Raw genomic sequence first — 4,774 nt, forward strand, 5'->3', positions numbered from 1 at the left:
CTCGTAGTACGCGTCGGGGTTGGTGCGGCCGTGCTCCAGGCGGACCGAGGCGGGGCGGAGGAAGTCGTCGGCGCGTACGTGCAGCACCGGCCGGCCGGCGGCGCGCAGCGGGGCGACGAGGGCTTCGGCGAGCGTGTCCGGTGCGGCGGCGGGCGGGCCGTCCACGGCGACCCGCAGCCGACCGGGCGTCCCGGTGCGGGCGAGACGCCCGGCCAGCTCGGTGACGAGCCGGTCGGGGCTGATCGGGCGCACACGCATCGGACCATCGTGCCGCGCGGGCGGGCGGGTCACCACCTGATCCCTCCGGGCGGTCGGGGCTCCGTCCGGCGGCGATCGGCGCGTGGGTGTCCCGGGTCAGCCGGTGCGGTCGATGGTGACGCGGGCGTCGTCGGCGAGCCGGTAGCCGACGCCGTAGACGGTGGTGACCAGCGGGACGTCCACGCCGACCTTGCCGCGCAGCCGGCGGACGTGCACGTCGACGGTGCGGACGCCGGCGTGCTCGTACCCCCAGACCGCGTTGAGCAGTTGCAGGCGGGTGAACACCCGGCGGGGGTGGGCGACCAGGTGCAGCAGCAGGTCGAACTCCAGCCGGGTCAGCGGCAGCGGCTCGCCGTCGCGCAGCACCGACCGGGACGAGGCCAGGATGTGCAGGGTCGGGATGGTCGGGGCGAGCGGCCGGGACGGCGCGCGGCCGGCCGGGACGGCGTCGGGCCGGCGCTCGGCCGGAACCGCGGCGCTGACCACCGCGTCGCCGCGTTCGAGCATCTCGCGGGCGGCGTCGAGCAGCCGGCGCGCGGCCGGGGTGAGCGACTCCTCACAGGCCAGTGGGATGTTCAGGGTGACGGTGAGCATGGGCGCGGCGGTGTTGGCGGGACGACGCTGGCCGCCGGGGGGACGACCGGGGACCGCGGGTTGGGACGTATGCCATCCGGCGCGCGACGAGGCGGGGCTGACCGACATGGTCCTCCTTGGGCTGGTCCGGGTATCTCCCCACGGCCCGGGACGCCGCCTCATCGATGCTTCCCGGCGTCTCTGCGAGGGTCAAGAGGCGGCTGCGTTGCATGAATGTGACATTTGACGAACACATCGGAGCCGTGCGCTCGCTCTGCGTGCGAGGCCCGTTGATTACAGCAGAGCGCCGTTTCGGGCTGGTACGGGGGGTCTCCCCGGCGGTTCACAATGGCGGATGCGTCCTGAACGTGAACGCGGCGCACCCGGTTCTCCGGGTGCGCCGCGTGCGGGAAGGGCGGGTCAGGCGTCGCGGTCCACGGTGATCGCGGCGTCGTCGGCGAGGCGGTAGCCGACGCCGTAGACGGTGGTGACCAGCGGCGTGTCCGGCCCGAACTTGGCCCGCAGCCGGCGGACGTGGACGTCGACGGTGCGGGCCACGGCGTGCTCGTAGCCCCAGACGTTGGCGAGCAGTTGCAGCCGGGTGAACACCCGGCGCGGGTGCTCGGCGAGGAAGAGCAGCAGGTCGTACTCGATGCGGGTGAGCGTGATCTCGGTGTCGCCGAGCCGGACCCGGCGGGTGCCGGTGAGGATGCGCACGCCGCCGCCGGCCGGTGGCGGTGGCGCGGCGGCGGCGCGGCGCAGGTCGAGCACGGTACGGGCGGCCCGGTGCTCGTCCGGGCTCACCAGCGCCTCGCCGGAGGCGGCGAGCTCGTCCAGCAGCTCGGCCAGGCGGGCCAGGCCCGGCGTCAGTGGGCCGGCGCCCAGGTCGAGGGTGATGGTCACGGTCGGCGCGGTACGCGGCCGGGGCGGCACTGCCCGGTCGGGGCGGCCCGATCGGGCCGGACGGGTGGTGAGGGCGACGACGGACATGGGAGCCTCCTGTGCGGGCGGTCGCCCCGCCCCGCCGGTGCGGCGGGACGGTCAGCGGAGCGCCCCACCGGCGGTGACCGGGGGCGCGGCGGACGAGGGTCGGGTCGGCGGGGTGGGACCGAGCGTGGGCAGGCCGGCGATGTGCCAGGCGGCGAAGCCGCCGACGACGTCGGTGGCCCGGTGCAGGCCGATGTCCTGGAGCGCGGCGGCGGCCAGCGACGAGGTGTAGCCCTCCTGACAGAGCACGATCACCGGCACGTCGTAGTCGACAGCCTGTGGCAGCCGGGCCGCGCAGCGCGGGTCGAAGCGCCACTCCAGCACGTTGCGCTCGACGACGAGCGCGCCCGGCACGGTGCCCTGTGCGGCGCGCTGGGCGGCCGGGCGGATGTCCACCAGCAGCGCCCCGGCCCGGCACGCCAGGTGCGCCTGCTCCGGATCGAGGCGGCGCAGGCGGGCCCGGGCGGCGGCGAGGATCTCGTCGATGCCCCGCGAGCCCGGCGGCGGAGCCGGACAGCGCTCGGTTGCGGTGGTGGGGATCTGCGCCATCGTGGCGTCCTTCCGTTCGTCGGGGTTGCGGGGGTGGGTCACCAGGCCACGCCGGCCTCGGCCACCTCGGCGACCCGGAGCCGGCCGGCGACGAGGCGGTAGCGGGTCATCCGGGTCAGCGCCGGCCGGTAGACGTGCACGCTCACGGCGGGCTGGTCGCCGTGATTGGTGACCTGGTGCACGTGCCGTACGCCGAAGCGCCGCCCGGCGCCGGCGGCGAGCCGGTGCGGGCGCAGCCGCGCGCCGCTGACCGTCTCCTCGGTGAGCACGCCGGCCACGACCAGGAACGCGCCGGCGCTGCCGCCGTGGTCGTGCAGGCCGGTGCCCTGTCCGGGCAGCCAGCTCAGCGCCCACACCTCGTGCTCGTCGCCGGCGTCCAGGCGGGCGTACCACCGCTCGGACGCGTCGAAGCACAGCGGCACCGGCCAGCCGTCCGGGTCGGCCCAGCGGGCGGCGACGGCGAGCAGATCGGCGGGAGCGGTGCTGGTCATCGGCGGGACGTCCTCACGGTGCGGAGCGGATGTACCCGCACAGCTTAGACGGCAAAGCCTATCGGTTAAGTAGGTAATACCAGATGCTGGGACGCCGGCTCGCGGCTCAGCGCAGGACCGGCGGATCCACCTTGTAACCGGGCACCGACGGCCAGCGGACGGTGAGCACCGTGGACTCCCGCTCGGCGTACCAGGAGTGGTCCACGCCCCGGCCCCACACCACGTAGTCACCGGGCGCGCGCAACACCACCGTGCGGTCCGGCAGCTCGATCCGGAACGCGCCGCTGATCAGCACCAGCAGGGCGGTACGCCGCTCACCCGTGGCCCACCGGGACCGGCTCTCCCCCGCCGGGTGCACGCCCCACTTCACCTCGACGTCGGTGCTGTGCCGCACGTCCCCGGCCGGCTTGAAGTGGCCCAGCAGCCAGCCCGCGTCGGTCGCGCCGTCCACCGCCGCGTTGCCCACGTACACCCGATCGTCCATGCGCGCGCCTCCCGTGCCCGGCTGCGCAAGCTACCAGGCGCGTCCGGCCGCGACGCCATAGCCTGGGCGGATGCCCGACGAACTCGACGACGAGACCATCGCCTTCGCCCACCGGATGTTCGACCTGGCCCGGGCCGGCGCCACCGAGGAACTGGCCGCCAACGTGGACGCCGGGCTGCCGGTCAACCTCACCAACGCCAAGGGCGACACGCTGCTGATCCTCGCCGCGTACCACGCCCACCCGGACACGGTGGCCGCGCTGCTGGCCCGGGGCGCCGACCCGGCACGGGTGAACGACAGGGGGCAGACCGCGCTCGCCGCGGCGGTGTTCCGGCGTCAGGAGGCGGCGGTCCGCGCGCTGCTGGACGCCGGCGCCGACCCGGACCACGGCGGCCCGTCGGCGGTCGAGACCGCCCGGTTCTTCGAGCTGCCGGACATGCTGGCGCTGCTGCGCCGCGAGTGAGCCCCAGGCGGTATACAGAGACGGTGGAGGATCCCGTACCCGAGCAGATGCGCGCGGCCGCGGCGGCGTTCCTGGCCGCGCTGGACGAGCCGGCCCGCGACGCCGCCCGGCACGCCTTCGACGACGAACCGGCCCGGCGCTGGCTGGAGTACCGGCCGCGGCCCCGGCCCGGCGTCGCGCTCACCGGCCTGGACGTCGACGCCCGCAAGGCCGCCCACCGGCTGCTCGCCACCGCGCTCAGCCCGGCCGCGTACGCGCAGGCCATGACCGTGATGGCGCTGGAGGAGGTGCTGGACCGGGCCGAGGACTGGCGGCGCGGACGGCACAGCGGCGACTACTGGGTGGCCGTCTTCGGCGACCCGGACCGCGACGACGACTGGGCCTGGCGGTTCGAGGGACACCACCTGTCGGTGAGCATGACCGTCGCCGACGACCGGGTCTCCCCCGCGCCGGTCTTCCTCGGCGCGAACCCGGCCACCGTCCGGCACGCCGGCCGCCCGGTGACCCGGCCGCTCGGCCCGGAGGAGGACCTGGCCCGCGAGCTGCTCGACGCGCTCGGTCCGGGCGGCCGGTCCGCCGCGATCATCGCCGACGAGGCGCCCACCGACATCATCAGCGCCACCCGGGCCACCGCCCCCGGCCGGCTCGACCCGCCCGGCGTACCCCGGGGGCGGCTGCGGCCGACCGGCCGGGCGCTGCTGGACCGGCTGGTCGCGCTCTACCTGGACCGGCTCCCGCCGGAACTGGCGGCCCGGGAGGCCGACCGGCTCGACGGCGGCGAGCTGCACTTCGCCTGGGCCGGGCCGGTCGAGCCGGGCCGACGGCACTACTACCGGGTGCAGGGCGAGGACCTGCTGATCGAGTACGACAACACCACCGACGACGGCAACCACGCGCACACCGTGCTGCGCCGCCCGGCCGGTGACTTCGGCGCCGACGTGCTGGCCGCGCACCACGCCGCCGCCCACC

At 75.9% G+C, this 4,774-nt stretch carries 7 protein-coding genes and 1 pseudogene; 2 read left to right on the forward strand and 6 right to left on the reverse strand.

The features are described from left to right. The 6 genes and pseudogenes from KBX39_RS23405 to KBX39_RS23430 all read right to left on the reverse strand — a co-directional run. Positions 1 to 258: pseudogene (locus KBX39_RS23405) on the reverse strand (uridine kinase); the annotation flags it as partial. A gap of 96 nt (positions 259 to 354) precedes the next feature. Then, positions 355 to 960, reverse strand: coding sequence for a winged helix-turn-helix domain-containing protein (locus KBX39_RS23410; protein WP_030504027.1), 606 nt, complete (start codon positions 958 to 960; stop codon positions 355 to 357). A gap of 291 nt (positions 961 to 1,251) precedes the next feature. Beyond that, on the reverse strand, positions 1,252 to 1,821 hold the full coding sequence (locus tag KBX39_RS23415) for a winged helix-turn-helix domain-containing protein (protein ID WP_043324471.1): 570 nt from the start codon (positions 1,819 to 1,821) through the stop codon (positions 1,252 to 1,254). A gap of 51 nt (positions 1,822 to 1,872) precedes the next feature. Next, a complete protein-coding gene (locus tag KBX39_RS23420) occupies positions 1,873 to 2,367 on the reverse strand; it encodes a rhodanese-like domain-containing protein (RefSeq protein WP_064446509.1) in 495 nt (164 codons plus the stop codon). Between the two features lie 38 nt (positions 2,368 to 2,405). Next, complete coding sequence (locus KBX39_RS23425; protein ID WP_064446126.1) at positions 2,406 to 2,858, reverse strand: cysteine dioxygenase family protein; 453 nt, start codon at positions 2,856 to 2,858, stop codon at positions 2,406 to 2,408. Between the two features lie 106 nt (positions 2,859 to 2,964). Next, the gene (locus KBX39_RS23430; RefSeq protein ID WP_064446127.1) at positions 2,965 to 3,342 is read right to left on the reverse strand and encodes a hypothetical protein; all 378 of its coding nucleotides are present in this window, start codon (positions 3,340 to 3,342) and stop codon (positions 2,965 to 2,967) included. Between the two features lie 70 nt (positions 3,343 to 3,412). Here KBX39_RS23430 and KBX39_RS23435 point away from each other — a divergent pair, with 70 nt between their 5' ends. Beyond that, positions 3,413 to 3,805, forward strand: coding sequence for an ankyrin repeat domain-containing protein (locus KBX39_RS23435; protein ID WP_064446128.1), 393 nt, complete (start codon positions 3,413 to 3,415; stop codon positions 3,803 to 3,805). Positions 3,806 to 3,828: 23 nt separating this feature from the next. Continuing rightward, positions 3,829 to 4,774: DUF3500 domain-containing protein (locus KBX39_RS23440; protein ID WP_210872528.1), on the forward strand; the 946-nt coding region annotated here is incomplete at its 3' end.

Source organism: Micromonospora sp. D75 (assembly GCF_018070405.1).
Taxonomy (GTDB): Bacteria; Actinomycetota; Actinomycetes; order Mycobacteriales; family Micromonosporaceae; genus Micromonospora; species Micromonospora chalcea.

Coding starts and splice junctions, on each gene's coding strand:
- KBX39_RS23425 (WP_064446126.1), bottom strand. CDS start 2,858: ATGACCAGCACCGCTCCCGCCGATCTGCTCGCCGTCGCCGCCCGCTGG.
- KBX39_RS23410 (WP_030504027.1), bottom strand. CDS start 960: ATGTCGGTCAGCCCCGCCTCGTCGCGCGCCGGATGGCATACGTCCCAA.
- KBX39_RS23435 (WP_064446128.1), top strand. CDS start 3,413: ATGCCCGACGAACTCGACGACGAGACCATCGCCTTCGCCCACCGGATG.
- KBX39_RS23415 (WP_043324471.1), bottom strand. CDS start 1,821: ATGTCCGTCGTCGCCCTCACCACCCGTCCGGCCCGATCGGGCCGCCCC.
- KBX39_RS23420 (WP_064446509.1), bottom strand. CDS start 2,367: ATGGCGCAGATCCCCACCACCGCAACCGAGCGCTGTCCGGCTCCGCCG.
- KBX39_RS23430 (WP_064446127.1), bottom strand. CDS start 3,342: ATGGACGATCGGGTGTACGTGGGCAACGCGGCGGTGGACGGCGCGACC.